This is a genomic window from Burkholderia sp. SRS-W-2-2016 (assembly GCF_001931485.1).
GTDB lineage: Bacteria > Pseudomonadota > Gammaproteobacteria > Burkholderiales > Burkholderiaceae > Paraburkholderia.
On sequence record NZ_MSDV01000026.1, the window covers coordinates 118,874 to 133,570 of the forward strand.

14 protein-coding genes are annotated in these 14,697 nt (G+C 64.9%); 10 read left to right on the top strand and 4 right to left on the bottom strand.

Annotated elements, in window-relative coordinates; genetic code table 11:
• Positions 1–42 precede the first annotated feature (42 nt).
• Positions 43–1,611 (bottom strand): methyl-accepting chemotaxis protein, encoded by a 1,569-nt coding sequence (locus BTH42_RS13235; protein ID WP_075299940.1) that lies wholly within the window; start codon positions 1,609–1,611, stop codon positions 43–45.
• A 252-nt stretch (positions 1,612–1,863) separates the two neighbouring features.
• On the opposite strand from BTH42_RS13235, the gene BTH42_RS13240 reads away from it, so the two are divergent.
• Together BTH42_RS13240 and BTH42_RS13245 are read left to right on the top strand one after the other, a co-directional pair.
• Positions 1,864–2,466 carry a helix-turn-helix transcriptional regulator gene (locus BTH42_RS13240; RefSeq protein ID WP_075299942.1) on the top strand — a complete coding sequence of 201 codons (603 nt, stop codon included), beginning with the start codon at positions 1,864–1,866 and terminating at the stop codon, positions 2,464–2,466.
• A 484-nt stretch (positions 2,467–2,950) separates the two neighbouring features.
• A complete protein-coding gene (locus BTH42_RS13245) occupies positions 2,951–3,940 on the top strand; it encodes a TauD/TfdA family dioxygenase (RefSeq protein WP_256702007.1) in 990 nt (329 codons plus the stop codon).
• Positions 3,941–4,155: 215 nt separating this feature from the next.
• On the opposite strand, the gene BTH42_RS13250 is transcribed toward BTH42_RS13245, so the two are convergent.
• Positions 4,156–5,043 (bottom strand): SDR family oxidoreductase, encoded by an 888-nt coding sequence (locus BTH42_RS13250; RefSeq protein WP_075299944.1) that lies wholly within the window; start codon positions 5,041–5,043, stop codon positions 4,156–4,158.
• A 97-nt stretch (positions 5,044–5,140) separates the two neighbouring features.
• On the opposite strand from BTH42_RS13250, the gene BTH42_RS13255 reads away from it, so the two are divergent.
• The 6 genes from BTH42_RS13255 (at position 5,141) to BTH42_RS13280 (ending at position 9,906) form a co-directional block, all read left to right on the top strand.
• Positions 5,141–5,968: a helix-turn-helix transcriptional regulator gene (locus tag BTH42_RS13255; RefSeq protein WP_075299946.1), complete on the top strand. Its 828-nt coding sequence runs from the start codon at positions 5,141–5,143 to the stop codon at positions 5,966–5,968.
• Positions 5,969–6,122: 154 nt separating this feature from the next.
• A complete protein-coding gene (locus BTH42_RS13260) occupies positions 6,123–6,698 on the top strand; it encodes a cytochrome b (protein WP_075299948.1) in 576 nt (191 codons plus the stop codon).
• Positions 6,699–6,824: 126 nt separating this feature from the next.
• The gene (locus BTH42_RS35450) at positions 6,825–6,974 is read left to right on the top strand and encodes a hypothetical protein (protein ID WP_178392164.1); all 150 of its coding nucleotides are present in this window, start codon (positions 6,825–6,827) and stop codon (positions 6,972–6,974) included.
• A 143-nt stretch (positions 6,975–7,117) separates the two neighbouring features.
• Positions 7,118–8,431 carry a DUF2254 domain-containing protein gene (locus BTH42_RS13270; protein ID WP_075299952.1) on the top strand — a complete coding sequence of 438 codons (1,314 nt, stop codon included), beginning with the start codon at positions 7,118–7,120 and terminating at the stop codon, positions 8,429–8,431.
• A gap of 21 nt (positions 8,432–8,452) precedes the next feature.
• Positions 8,453–9,130 carry a carbonic anhydrase gene (locus tag BTH42_RS13275; protein WP_075299954.1) on the top strand — a complete coding sequence of 226 codons (678 nt, stop codon included), beginning with the start codon at positions 8,453–8,455 and terminating at the stop codon, positions 9,128–9,130.
• A 59-nt stretch (positions 9,131–9,189) separates the two neighbouring features.
• A complete protein-coding gene (locus BTH42_RS13280) occupies positions 9,190–9,906 on the top strand; it encodes a pentapeptide repeat-containing protein (RefSeq protein WP_075300176.1) in 717 nt (238 codons plus the stop codon).
• A gap of 60 nt (positions 9,907–9,966) precedes the next feature.
• Here the strand turns inward: BTH42_RS13280 and BTH42_RS13285 are convergent, their stop codons facing one another.
• Positions 9,967–11,229 (bottom strand): MFS transporter, encoded by a 1,263-nt coding sequence (locus BTH42_RS13285; protein ID WP_075299956.1) that lies wholly within the window; start codon positions 11,227–11,229, stop codon positions 9,967–9,969.
• A gap of 196 nt (positions 11,230–11,425) precedes the next feature.
• Here BTH42_RS13285 and BTH42_RS13290 point away from each other — a divergent pair, with 196 nt between their 5' ends.
• Together BTH42_RS13290 and BTH42_RS13295 are read left to right on the top strand one after the other, a co-directional pair.
• The gene (locus BTH42_RS13290) at positions 11,426–12,097 is read left to right on the top strand and encodes a hypothetical protein (RefSeq protein ID WP_075299958.1); all 672 of its coding nucleotides are present in this window, start codon (positions 11,426–11,428) and stop codon (positions 12,095–12,097) included.
• A 45-nt stretch (positions 12,098–12,142) separates the two neighbouring features.
• Positions 12,143–12,991: an IclR family transcriptional regulator gene (locus tag BTH42_RS13295; protein WP_083654781.1), complete on the top strand. Its 849-nt coding sequence runs from the start codon at positions 12,143–12,145 to the stop codon at positions 12,989–12,991.
• A gap of 217 nt (positions 12,992–13,208) precedes the next feature.
• On the opposite strand, the gene BTH42_RS13300 is transcribed toward BTH42_RS13295, so the two are convergent.
• Positions 13,209–14,684, bottom strand: a complete 1,476-nt coding sequence (locus BTH42_RS13300; RefSeq protein WP_075299960.1) for a DASS family sodium-coupled anion symporter — start codon at positions 14,682–14,684, stop codon at positions 13,209–13,211.
• Positions 14,685–14,697 lie beyond the last annotated feature (13 nt).

The window sequence follows — 14,697 nt, forward strand, 5'->3', positions numbered from 1 at the left end:
CGGGTGAAACTGGCGGATTCTCACCGCCCCGCCGCCGCCCGCTCAGGCCGGCGCCTTCGCCACCGTAAACAACCGCACCGTCTCATCGAGCACATGCGCGGAATCGATCAGCCGTTGCGCGGTCGCCGCCGCCTGCTCGACCAGCGCGGCGTTCTGCTGGGTCGCGCTGTCGAGATGCGTAATCGCCTGATTCACCTGGGTGATGCCTTTGGCCTGCTCGTCGCTGGCGTTGGAGACGTCGTCGATGATCTTCAGTACGCGGCGAACGGTGTCGTCGATCACTTTCATCTGCGACGTGGTCCGCTCGATCAATCCGGTGCCTTGCGACACCTCCGCGACCGTCAGATCCACCACCGACTTGATCTGCCGCGCCGACTCCGCGCAACGCTGCGCGAGCATCCGCACCTCGGTCGCGACGACCGCGAACGAACGACCGGCGTCGCCCGCGCGGGCCGCTTCCACGGCTGCGTTCAACGCGATGATGTTGGTTTGAAATGCGATTCCGTCGATCACGCCGGTGATATCGGCGATCCGCTGCGACGCCGACGTGATGCCGGACATCGTCCTCTCGACGTGCCCGACGATCTCGCCGCCGAGCGCCGCGGCGTCCTGCGCCTCTTTGGCGAGCGCCAACGCTGACGCGGCGGCGTCCGCGTTGGCTTTGACGGTGGTCGTGAATTGCTCCATCGTCGCCGCCGTTTCCTCGAGCGAGGCCGCCTGCATTTCGGTACGGCGCGCGAGATCGGCATTGCCGCTCGACATTTCGCCGGCCGCATCGATCACCCCGCCGATCTGGCCGCGCACGTCCAGCACGATCGCGCCGAGGTTCGCCTTCAGCTGATTCAGCGCGCTCGATACGTCGGCGAAATCGCCGTGGCGCGCGCCGCTCATTTCGACCGTCAGATCGCCGGCCGCCATCCGGGTCGCGAAACTGGACAGCCCCGCGAGCGGCGCGCCCACCTGCCTGCTGAGCGTGAACCACGCGAGCCCGGCCAGCAACGCGGAAATGGCCGCCGCGCTCCAGTACGGCAGCGGCGGCAGCCCGCCCGCCTGCACCGCGCCGACGGCCAGCAACGCGAGCGGCGCGACCGCATAGCCGCTCGCAAGCCGCGCGCCGACCGACCAACGCGTGAGTGCCTGCAATTTGCCGGCGAAACCGGTCCGCACGAGTTGGCCGCGGCGCAACCGGTGCGAGCGCAGCGTGCCTTCGCGCATCCGCGCGTAGGTCGACTCGGCGAGTTTTACTTCGTCGCGCGACGGCTTGGTGCGCACGCTCAGATAACCGACGGTGCGGCCGTTTTCGACGACCGGCGTCACGTTCGCGCAAACCCAATAATGGTCGCCGTTCTTGCGGCGGTTTTTCACCAGCGCGGTCCACGGGTAGCCGGCGCCGATGGTCTCCCACATGTCGGCGTAAGCCTCGCGCGGCATGTCCGGATGGCGGACGATGTTGTGCGGCGCGCCGAGCAGTTCCTCGCGCGAAAAGCCCGAGATCGCAATGAAAGCGGGATTGCAGTACTGGATTCTGCCCTTCACGTCGGTCGCGGAGACAAGCATGTCCGACGCGGAATAATCGAATTCGCGTTGAGTTACCGGCTGGTTATTGCGCATGAAAATGTTTTCCGAAGCACCGCGCTTTATTTGAAAGCGACGGAATGTCATTCAATGACCGCTTAACGGCAATACCCCTAAAAACTTTATGGTTATCTGAGTAGCTTAGTCGGGTATTTGAAAGCTCGATGAAAATTGACCCTTAATTCGGATCGCGCTACGCTGTCGCGCTGATGCGTTTCCCATACAGCGGGCTTGCCGCTGAGACCGTCTTCGTTGCGCGGCCCGGACGCACCGGGCCGGACTATCGCCATGAAAAAAGAACTCTCCGAAGACCTGGTTGCGACCTCTGTCGATTATTCGCCGGATGCCATTTTTCTCGTCAATCCGCAGGGCCGAATCCGCCACGTAAGCCCGGCGTGCGAGGACATCTTCGGCTATGCGCCGGGCGATTTCGTCGATCAGTTCATTATCGATTTCGTGGTGCCGGCCGATCAGGACGCGACGCTTCGGGAGGCGAAGGAAGTACTGGCCGGACGCAAACGCGTCGGTTTCGAGAACCGCTATCGTCACAAGGACGGCAGCGACGTCTACGTGTCGTGGTCGGCACGCTGGCTGGAGCACGAGCAATTGCGCGTCGGGGTGGCGCGCGACGTGACCGAGTTTCATCGCCGGAAAGCGATGCCCGCGACACTGTTGGCCGTGCTGGCGCCGTACGAGCGCAAGGTACTGGATCTGCTGCTGACCGAGGCGACCGAAAAACAGATCGCCGAACAACTGGGTCTCGCGGTTTCGACGACCCATTCCTATATCACCGGGATTTTCCGCAAATATGGCGTGCGCGGCCGGGCCGGCTTGATGAGTTTGTGGCTCAAGCATCTATCCGGCGATATCGCCGGGATCGGCAACAAATAGCTTGCGTCTTTATCGCAACCGCGCATGACGCGGGTTTCGTATGCGCAATGCCGCGCGCGGACCGACGTGTCGGCCCGCGCCCGTAAGCAGGGTCTCGTCGGTGATTAGAAGCAGGCCCCGCCGGTTCCTACGCTTTTAGTTTTTTGCTCTCAGGTTTTCAGCTTTTTTTATCGGAATGGAGGGTGGTCTCCTGTGCGCGCTTTCACGTCGCCCGGTAAAACAGTCATACCCATTTCCGGATGGAATACTACTCGAAACGCGATGCGCTCCGCACCCTTCTAATCAGAGGGGTGACGGGCGAAATTACATCGGCACCGTATTGCCGTTCTCTCCGCGACCCGCGCGTTCATTCGCCCGAATACCTGTCCGAATACTTATCAGCCCGCGTGCGGAATCCATATTCCGATCGATTGGTTTGAGCGTGCCGGCGGCTTTTCTACACTCGATAGCTCTTTGCCCGGCTATCTATACAGGAGTGTGATCCGTGAGTCTTTCCGCCCAAACCGATCTGGACACGTCATTCGAAAATCTTCGCATCCGCCGTGTTGCCGGCTTGATCGGCGCAGAGGTGCAGAATTTCAAACTCTCCGCGTCGCTCGACGATGCCGCGATCGACACGCTGCACCGCGCGCTGGTGAAGTACAAGGTGCTGTTCTTGCGCGACCAGTCCCATCTCGACGACGCGTCGCACCAGGCATTCGGCGCGCGCTTCGGCGAGACGATCGCGCATCCGACCGTGCCGTCGCCGGAAGGCACGAGGCTGTTCGAGCTGGACGCGTCGAAAGGCGGCGGGCGCGCCGATTCGTGGCACACGGATATCACCTTCCTCGACGCGTTCCCGAAGATTTCGATTCTGCGCGGCGTGAAGATTCCGGCCTATGGCGGCGATACCGTGTGGGCCAACACCGCCGTCGCGTACGAGCGCCTGCCCGACGAGCTGAAACGGCTAGCCGACTCGCTGTGGGCCGTGCATACCAATGACTACGACTACGGCGCCGAGCGCGTCGCGGGCACCGATGCGCAGTCCGCCGACGCGCGCCTCGCGCATCATCAGAACGTGTTCGTGTCGACCGTGTACGAGGCGGAGCATCCGCTCGTGCATGTGCATCCGGTGTCGGGAGAAAAGGCGCTGCTGCTCGGGCACTTCATCAAACGGATCGTCGGTTTGTCGAGTGCGGAATCCGCGCGTATTTTCGACATCCTGCAGAACCGCGTGATTCGGCTGGAGAACACCGTGCGCTGGCAGTGGCGGCAGAACGATGTGGTGATCTGGGACAACCGCGCCACCCAGCACTACGCGGTGAACGACTATGGCAACCAGGAGCGGCTGGTGCGGCGTGTGACGGTGGCCGGGGAGCGCGCGGTTTCGGTGGATGGGCGGCGTAGCCGGACGTTGCGGCGGCCGGAGGTGGGGGTGGAAACTCAGGCCGGCTCGCGGGCGGTTGGGCGGGAGGCTGTCGCGTCTGTCGCGTGAGTGAAATGCTCGTCATCCCGCCCGCGTCTGAAAACCATCTCAAACGCGGCAAACCCACCCTTCACCACCACCGCCCCAACCACAACGGCAATAAAAACCAACACCGACTTTACAGCGCGCTTCATCGACCGACTTCCCCGACTTCGTAAATCCGTTAATGTGGAAATGTTATGTATTTTTTAGAAACGGATTGTAAGGGCCGGCCACGAACTTCACTAGATGTAGCGCGCCTGATCGAGGTCGCTGAGCAACGTCGGCCCGCTCGGTTTCCACCCGAGCCGCGCCTGGGTCAACGCGCTGGAAGCCGGCATATCCAGACCGGCGAACATCGCCATCCAGCCGAAATGCTCACCCGCCTGCTCCGCCGCAATCGACACGACCGGCAACTTCAACCCGCGCCCCAGCGACTCGGCAATCGCGCGGCTAGTCACGCCCTCTTCCCCCACCGCGTGATAACGCGCACCCGGCTGAGCTTTTTCGATTGCGAGCCGGTATAGACGCACGACATCGGAGAGATGCCCGGCCGGCCAACGATTGAGCCCCTCACCCACATACGCAACCACGCCTTTGTCGCGAGCAATCGCGACGAGAGGAGAAATGAGCCCCTGCCGCAACGGATCGTGCACCTGCGGCAACCGCATCACCGACACATTGACACCCGCATCGAGCAGCGCCTGACCGGCCAGCTCGGAACCGATGCGCGGATTCGGATGAGCGGCGTTGAACACATCCTCGCTGGCCGGCTCGCCATGCGTGCCGCTACCGATCCCAGTCCCGGACGTAATCAGCAATGGCCGCTGCGAACCGCCCAGTTCCGCGCCGAGCGCGGCGATCACACGCCGGTCCTTCTCGCAGTTCGCGACGAAGTTCGTAAAGTCGTGGTCGAACGCCACGTGAATAACCGCGTCCGCTTGCGCCGCGCCGGCGCGCAAACTCGCGGCATCCTCCAGCGTCGCGCGATGCACGTCGGCGCCGGCCGCCGCAAGCGCTTGCGCGCCCGCGTCCGAGCGCGTCATCCCCAGCACCTGATGGCCGGCCGCGAGCAGTTCGGGAACGAGGGCCGACCCGATGAAACCCGTCGCGCCCGTCAGAAAGATACGCATGTGAACTCTCCTTGTTGATCACCCGTTCACTATCCGATCAATTCTTATCCCGTTAAAGTAGTGATCTCATCATAGTAAAACGACTAACAGGGTTCTCATGTCGGTCAATTCGGCTCTATCGCTCGGCGACTTTCTGCGCAGCCGCCGCGCACGGCTCGACCCCGCGAGCTTCGGTTTTTCCGGGCGTAGACGCACGCCCGGGCTGCGCCGCGAAGAAGTCGCGCAGCGCGCGCATATCAGTCCGACCTGGTACACGTGGCTCGAACAGGGGCGCGGCGGCGCGCCGTCGCCGGAGGTGCTGGAGCGCATCGCCGGCGCGCTGCTGCTGACCGATCCCGAACGCGAGCATCTGTTCATGCTCGGCCTGGGGCGCCCGCCCGAAGTCCGTTACCGCTCGGTCGAAACCGTCAATCCGCGCCTGCAACGGCTGCTCGATTCGCTCGAAACGAGCCCCGCCATCATCAAGACCGCGAGCTGGGACGTGGTCGCATGGAATCGCGCGGCGGCCGTCGTGCTGACCGACTACGGCGCGTTGCCTCCCGACCAGCGCAACATCCTGCGCTTCCTGTTTCGCGACCCCGCCGCGCGCGCGAAGCAGCATGACTGGGACAGCGTCGCGCGCTTCGTCGTCGGTGCGTTCCGCGCGGATGTCGCGCGCGCCGGTCTGGCCTCCGAAGTGGGCGCGTTCGTCGACGAACTGATCGCCGTCAGTCCGGAATTCGAAGCGCTGTGGCGCAGCAATGAAGTGCTCGCGCACGGCGACGCCGGCGGCGTGAAGCGTCTCACGCATCCGGAGCTGGGATCGATCGAACTGGAATATTCGGCGTTCTCCGTCGATGGCCGTCCGGACCTCGGCATGATCGTCTACATGCCGCTCGATAGTGAAATGGCCGAGCGCATCCGGCAGCGGGTTGCACAAACCTGACGCGCCGCTTCAATGCGATAACAGCGCGATAACAACGCGCTAACACCCCCAGCCGCACAGACATCAGGGTTCCTTAAGAAATTATCGGTACGCTCCAGCTAGCCTGGGCAACGCCTGATCGCGCGTGACTGCCCGGCTTAAAGTGGGAGTCGAAGTGAACAAACAATCCGCAACCCAAGCGCCGGCCTATGACGCCCTCGCGCGCACCCTCCACTGGTTGACGGTCCTGCTGATCGCCGCGCAGTTCGCGATCGGCTGGACGATGCCCGACGTCCACCGGGACACGCAGCCCGTCGGGCTGATCGCGTGGCATCTCGGCGTCGGCGCGACGCTGATCGCCGTGATCGTGCTCAGGGTGCTCTGGCGTCTGACGCATCGGCCCGCGCCGCACGAACTGCCGCCATTGCTCGGCGTGCTGTCGCGCACCACCCACTTCCTGCTTTATCTGTGCCTGCTGCTGGTGCCGCTGCTCGGCTGGATCAACGCATCGTCGCGCGGCTGGACGGTGCGCCTCGCCGGTGCATTGCCGCTGCCCGCGTTGAGCCGAACCGGCTCGTCGTTCGGTCACGCGATGGGCGACGTGCACGGCGTGCTCGCCTGGGTGTTGTTTGCGCTGATCGCGTTGCACATCGCCGCCGCGCTGTTCCATCAGTTCATTCTGAAAGATCGGGTATTGCAGCGGATGCTGCCCGAGGCCGGCGCGTCGCGGAACCCGGCGCGCGATCGCTAGGCGGGTGCCGCGATGAAGCGCGCAGGCCGGAGCAACTTATCGGAGCAGCCCGCCTGCGCGGCCCGCGAAAATAGCCGCGCCGCCGCGGAACCACGCCGTGAATTCCTGCGCAGGACGGCAGGCTCGGTGGGCGCATCGCTAGCCGCGATCGTGCTGCCCACGTGGCTGCGCGAAGCGCTGGCCGCCCCGGCAAAAACCGCGACCGGCACGCTCGACGATGTCGAACACATCGTGATCTTCACGCAGGAAAACCGCTCGCTCACCGCGGGCGCGTAATCGTCCGCGGAGCTGTTGCGCCAGCAGACGTCGGACCAAGGTCTGATTGCCCACCCCAACGTTTGCGTATCTGATAGTCCAGAAAGGCCCCGGCTCCATCCGCGCGGGTCGCAAACCGCCGCTCGCCCCGCGCGCTCGCCATCATGGACTGGAATCGCTGGTACAGCCTGAAGAGCTACCTCAGATCGTCGCTATGGACAGTGCCGCTGATCGCGGTCGCGATCTACGCGCTCATCAAACCGCTGACCGAACTGCTCGGCCGCTGGATGATCGGGCAACAGCTGCTCGATCCCAAAACCGGCTTTTTCGGGCTCTCGATGACCGGCGCCCGCTCGCTCGTCGGCGACATCGTATCCGCCGATCTCGCGTTTCTCGTGTTCACGTTCGGCTCGCTGCTGGTCGCGATCCAGGTCGCCGGCGGCCAGTACACGCCGCGTATCATCGCGACCACGCTGCTGCGCGATAACGTGATCCGCGGCACGTCCGGCCTGTTCGTCTTCGCGCTGCTGTTCGCGAACCGGACCCTCGCGTGGATGGGCGAGGAACAGGTCCATCAGCTGCAGGTGTTTCTTGCCGCGCTGTTCGGTTTCGCGTCGGTCGTCGCGTTCCTGTTCCTGATCGACTACGCGGCGCGCTTCCTGCGGCCGGTCAGCCTCGTCGCCCGGGTCGGCGCGCTCGGCATCGCGGTGATCGAAAGCGTCTACCCGGCGCCGGCCACCGGCCGCATCGCGGCGCCGAAAGCCGCCGGCGAACTGCGCGTGCCCGATCGCATCGTGCGCCATCGCGGCAAATCCGGCATCGTGCTGGCGGTGAATCTGAAACGGCTGGTCGCCAAGGGACGGCGCACCGGTTCGGTGATCGAGCTGGTGCCGCAAGTCGGCGATTTCGTCGCGGTCGGCGAGCCGCTGTTCTATCTGTACGGCAACGCCGACGCCATCGATGAAAACCGGCTGCGCACGCTGGTGGCGCTCGGCACCGAACGCACGATGGAACAGGACCCGATGTTCGCGTTCCGGATTCTCGTCGACATCGCGCTGAAGGCGCTGTCCGCGGCGATCAACGATCCGACCACCGCGGTCCTCGCGATCGACCAGTTGCAGCGGCTGTTGAGCGTGGTCGGCAAACGCTCGCTGTACCTCGAAGAAATCGAGGACTCGTCGGGACAGGTGCGGGTGATATTTCGGACACCCAACTGGGAAAACTACGTGCACATCAGTTTCCGCGAGATTCGCCAGTACGGCGCGGGCAGCATCCAGATCGCGCGGCGGTTGCGCGCGGCGATCGAGAACCTGCTGCAAAGCCTGCCCGAACATCGCCATCACGCTCTGCGCGTCGAACTGGACCTGCTCGATCGCGTGATCGATAAGCAGCATCTATTTCCAGAAGACCGGGCGCTCGCCCGCATTGCCGACTCGCAAGGCCTCGGCGGTTCGGTGACCTCGTCGGCCGGCGACTAGCGGTGATTCGGAGAACAGATCATGCGCAAACTGATCATGGGCATCGTGGAGTTCCGCGAAAAGATGCTGCCGCAATACGCGCAGCAGTTCAGCAAACTGGCGCTCGCGCAGACCCCGGACGCGCTGTTCGTCACCTGCTCGGACAGCCGGGTCGTGCCCGACCTGCTGGCGTCGACCCATCCGGGCGACCTGTTTACGATGCGCAACGTCGGCAACCTGATCCCGCCCGCGACCGCCGAAGGCATCTCCACCGGCGACGTCTCCGAAGCCAGCGCGATCGAATACGCGGTGCTGGTGCTGAAAGTCGCGAACATCGTCGTCTGCGGTCATTCCGAATGCGGCGCGATGAAGGCGGTGTATTCGCGCGGCGCCAAACTGAAAGCGCCGAACCTCGACAGATGGCTGTGTCACGCGAATAACGCGGCGTTCCGGCTCGACCAGGAAGGCCCGCTCGACGCGACGCTCAAACCGCACGATCAACTGTCGCAACTGAACGTGCTGGTGCAGCTCGAGCATCTGATGACCTACCCGATCGTGCGCCAGCAGGTCACGGCCGGCGCGCTCGTGCTGAGCGGCTGGTGGTTCGACATCGCGACCGGCGCGATGTACGCGTATGAGCGCGGCAGCCGCTCGTTCGAAGTGATCGACCGCGCAATGGCCGAGCGGATGATCGCGCGGCTGGCCGCGCGGGCGCGCTAACCGGCGCGCTTGTGCCGGTCGCCGCGACGACGATAAAATCGCGTCCCGCCGAAAATAAGATGAGCAGCAATATGAACGAGACATCGAGCGGCGACGCGCAAGTATTCAGCGGCCAGACCTTCAACCGCGACGAGTTGGCCCGCCCGCTGCGCCAATGCGGCGACGAACCGTCTTTCGAGCACTGCGATTTCGACGGCGCGGACCTGTCGAACCTCGACTTTCGCGCCGCCCGCTTCACCCGTTGCAGCTTCGAGCAAACCCGCTTCGAGCACTGCGACCTCGCGCGCAGCCAATGGGTGTCGTGCAAAGGCGCGGCGGCCAAATTCCGCTACAGCAACGCGAGCGACGCCCGCTTCAGCCGCAGCGATCTGAACAATACCGACTGGACCGGCGCGCGGCTGTCATCCACGGTATTTACCGAGGTGAAGCTGACCGGCGCGCGCTTCGTCGATGCCCGCACGCTCGGGCTGACCTTTCAGGATTCGCTGCTGGTCGGCGCGAACCTGAAGGGTCTGTCGTTTCGCAAACAGACGTTGGAATCGATCAATTTCTCCGACGCCGATCTGACCGAGTGCGACTTTCGCGACGCGGTATTCGACGGCGGCAGCCTGCGCAACGTGCGGCTGCGCGACACCCGCTTCGACGGCGCCGATCTGCGTTCGGCCGAACTGAGCGGGATCCGCTTGGCCGACGTGCTGCAGCATCTGAAAGGCGCGATCCTGTCGGTCGAGCAGGCGGTGATGCTGATCGGTGACTGCGGGGTGCGGGTGCTGTGACCGCGCGCGCAATGCGTTGAGTCGCAACGGGAAGGCCGGCCCACGCCGGCCTTCGCGCCATCAGGACAACGCCTGCCCGCGCGTCTCGCGCATGAAGAACAGCACGATCAGCGCGGCCAGCAGGAAGAAGCCGGCGGTCGCGCCGAGCGCGGTGGCCACGTTGCCGTTGCGCGACAGCAGCCCGACGGCGGCCGGCGCGAGCGCGCTGGTGGCCCGCCCGGTGTTGTAGATGAAGCCTTGCGCGGTCGCCCGCACGTGGGTCGGAAACATCTCCGCGAAGGTCGGCGCGAAGCCGCTATAGAAACCCGTGCCGAAGAACGCGACGACCGGGCCGAACAGCAGCAGCAACAGCGGCGACGTAATCGACACATACAGCGGCACCGCCGCCGCCGACAGCAGGAAAAACAGCAGGAACGCGAGCCGCCGGCCGATCCGGTCAGCCAGATAGCCGAACACGATGAAGCCCACGCCGGCGCCGAGCTGCATCACGACGATCCAGCTGGTCGAATGCACCAGGTCGAAGCCGCGGCCGCCCTGCGCGACCGGCGTCGACAGATACGTCGGAATCCACGTGAACAAGCCCCAGTAGCCGCACATCGCCGCGGCGGTGAACGCGAGCCCGACGATCGTGCTGCGCGCATACGGCCCGAACAACGTGGCCAGCGTCGCGCCGAGCGACAGCCGCTCGCGCTGCTCGCGCCAGATCTGCGGTTCCTCCACATGGCGGCGCACCCAGAACGCGAGCAGCGTCGGCACGAGACCCACCGCGAACACCCAGCGCCAGCCGAAGTGCGGCAGCACCAGCGCCGCCGCGACCGCGGCCAGCGCATAGCCGACCGCGAACGAGCTCTGCACCCACGCCATCACCTTCGCGCGATGCCTGGCCGGCCACGTTTCGGTGATCAGCGCCGCGCCCGCCGACCATTCGCCGCCGATCCCAAGGCCGAGCAACAGACGGAACACCAGCAGTTGCCCGACCGAGCCCGCGAAGCCGCACAACGCGGTGCCGATCGAGTAACACAGAATGCTCAGCATCAACGAACGGGTGCGGCCGATGCGGTCGGCCAGATAACCGAACACCAGCCCGCCGATCGCGGTGGACACCAGCGTCAGCGACGCGATCACACCGGCCACGCCCTTGTCGAAATGCAGATCGACGCTGATTTCGCGGATCACCATCGCGAACAGCATCAGATCCATGATGTCGAGCATCCAGCCGATATACGCGGAGCCGAACGCGCGCCACTGCGCGCGGGTCGCGCCCCGGTACCACGGTTGCCCGGCCGGGGCCGCCCTCGTCACTGCGCTCGCCGCTCTGTCCATTCGCCGTCTCCTTCCCGGTCACCCGGAATCTTCGTCGTATCGATGATCGATACGATGCTAAATGATTATGGATCCGATATTAACAGGGCATTTTTATGCGCGGGCTTGTGGTAAACCATAAATAGATCATCGTGTATCGATAGTCGATACTAGTCACCATGACTCGTTCCTATCCCTGTTCAAGGAGGCTAGCCCTGTGAAGCACTATCAATTGCGTCTGTATGAGGACGTCATCGCGCCGAACCATCCGCCGGTTTATCTGCCGTCCGCCCGACGCGCGCTGTATGTCGTGAACGGCGACGTCACGATCGAATTCGGCGACGGCGCGCAGCATCAACGCGCCGACGGCGCGTGGCTCGGCGAAGACGATCTCGCGCTGCTCGCCGGTGCCGAAGGGGTCACGTTGTGGCGTTGGGAACTGGTGTCGGGCGAAGCGGCATCGGCCGGAGAAATCAGTTCGGCGCCCGGCGCGCGCTCCACCTTGAAGATCGACGCGCCGGTCGAGCTGGAGCCGCGCCAGCGCTGGCTGATGCGTTGCGACAAGGTACAATTTCCGCCCGGCGGCGTCGCGCATACGCACGTGCATCAGGGCCCGGGCGTGCGCTGCACGCTGGAAGGCGAAATCACCATCGAAACGCTCGGCGACTCGCATACCCACGGACCCGGTTCCGCCTGGCTGGAGCTCGGTCACGCACCGGTGCTCGCGCCCACCACCGAGGCGCGCGCAACCACGTTCATCCGCTGCTTCATCCTGCCTCGTGCGTGCCGCGGACGCAGTTCGATCCGCTACGTGCAGCCCGAGGACGCCGGCAAGAACAAACCGCAGCGCTATCACGTGTTCGGCGAGCGTTTCATCACGCTCGATTAAGCGACGCAACGTGCCACGCCGCGTGAGCCAACCAGAGGACTGCAAGTGAAAAGAACCGGCCGCGATACGCCCGACGACACCGCTCTCGCCGATGAAACCCAGACCCACGTGAGCGGCGCGGTCGGCGACGAACTCAACACGTCGTCGACCTCCGTGATTTCGCTACGGATTCTCGAACTGCTGGCCGAGCGCGACGCCGAATGCGGCGTCACGCATCTGGCCGACGCGCTCGGCGTGCCGAAGGCACGCGTGCACCGCCATCTGACCTCGCTGCGCCAGGAAGGCTACGTGGTGCAGAACGCGCGCACCAGCCGCTACCGGATCGGCTGGCGGCTCTTTCTGCTCGGTCAGAAGCTGGTGCGGCAGTTCGACGTGATCAGCCTCGCGCGGCCGATCATGGAAGAGCTGCGCGACGCGGTCGGCCAGACCATCGTGATCAGCTCGTTCACGGACAGCGACGTGGTCGTGCTCGATATCGTGCGCGGCCGCAGTCCGCTGGAGATCCTGCTGCATCCGGGCACGCAGTTCCGCCTGCATACCGTCGCGCAAGGCAAGATCGCGCTCGCATACGGGCCGGCCGAACGGCGCGAAGCCGCGCTCGCGGCGCCGCTCGAAGCGTGCACGCCGCATACGATCACCGACCCGATGCGGCTGTCGCACGAACTCGCGCTGGTGCGCGAGCGCGGCTGGGCGGATGCGCCCGAAGAAGTGTTCCTGGGAGTCAATGCGCTGGCCGCGCCGATCCGGCAAGGCGACGGCTCATTGTTCGGCGCGCTGGCGATCGTCGGCTCGATTCACTACCTGCCGGCCCACGCGAATCCGCAGACCGTCGCGGCGCTGACCGACGCGGCCCGCAAGGTGTCGCAACTGCTCGGCGGCGCGCAGCCGAAGTAAGGTCAGCCGCCAAGCGGCATACGGCGGTCGCGCGCGCCGCCGTCCTCAAGTCCTCAAGTCCTCAGGTCCTCAGGTCCTCAGGTCCTCAGGTCCTCAGGTCCTCAGGTCCTCAGGTCCTCAGGTCCCAAAGTCCCAAAGTCCCCAAGTCCCCAAGTCCCCAAGTCCTCAGCGTCGCGCGCTACACCCAGACATTCGAACATTCAAACGCCCAACACGCTCAAACGTGCCCGAGCACCCGCCACCACAGCGGCCCGATCACCAGCAGCACCGCCATATAGATCAGGCTCATCAGAAAGCCCGCCTTCCACCAGCGCCCTTGCGACACATAGCCGGCGCCGAACATCACCGGACCGGAGCCGATCCCGTACTGGGTCAGGCAGCCATTCAGGTTGCTGATGATGCCGAGCGCGACCGCCGCGGTGAACGGCGGAATTCCGGCGGCCACCATCAGCGCGAGCGACAGCGGAAACAGCGCGCTGATATGCGCGGTCGCGCTCGCGAAGAAATAGTGGATGTAGAAGTAGATCGCCGCGACCAGCATGTACACCGCGAGCGGCGGGAAGCCCTCCAGATGCGCGCCGAATTCCTTGCCGAACCACGCGACCATCCCGTACTCGTTGAGCTTGGACGCGAGCATGATCAGCAGCCCGATCCAGATCATCGTGTCCCATGCCGATTTCTCGTTCAGCGCATCCTGCCAGGTGAGCACACCGGTGATGAACAGCAGCGACACGCCGAGCGCCGCCGCGAGCGTCGCGCCGATGTTGAACTGCTCGCCGAACACCCACAGCACCAGCAGCGCAACGAAGATCACCGCCATCAGAATTTCGTTGACGGAGATCGGCCCCATCGCGGTGAGTTCGCGCTGCGCGAGCGTGATCGCGTCGGGCGTATTGCGGATCTGCGGCGGCGCGATCCACATCATCGCGAGCGGAATCAGCGCGAGACACAGCAGGCCCGGCACCGACGCGGCCACCGCCCAGTCGAGCCAGCTGATCGTCACCCCCTGGTCGGCGGCCAGTTTGACCGCGAGCGGATTGCCCGCCATCGACGTGATGAACATCCCGGCCGCGACGATGTTCGCGTGGAACGCGCACAGAATCAGATAGGTGCCCACCTTGCCGCGCGATTCGGGGTCGTCGGCGTGACTGCCGAGCACCTCCGAGATCGAACGGGTGATCGGCAGCATCACGCCGCCGGCGCGCGCGGTGATGCTCGGCATCGCCGGCGAAATAGCCAGCTCGGTCAGCACCAGCCCGTAACCGAGCCCGATCGTGCGTTTGCCGAGCAGCCGCATGAACAGCAGCGCGACGCGCCGCCCCAGCCCGGTCTTGATCACGCCGCGCGAGATGAAAAACGCCAGCATCACGAGCCACACCAGATCGGTGCCGGTCGAGCGCGTGACGTCGGCGAAGGTCAGCACGTCGAGCAGCACGCCGGCCGTCGCGCCGATGATCGCGACGACCGCCATCGGCAGCGGCGCGGTCATGATCCCGGCGATGGTCGCGACGAACACCGCGAACATGTGCCATGCCTTCGGCGGCAAGCCATCGGGCGGAGGCAGCAGCCACAGCACGACGCCGATGGCGATCGGCACCAGGTATTTCCACGCGTTCGCGAACCTGCCGGGCGCCGGCGGCGAGCTCGGCGGCGAGTTCGGGGGCGGTGAAGTCTTCGCGGGGGTTGGAGCCATATGCACCTCGTCG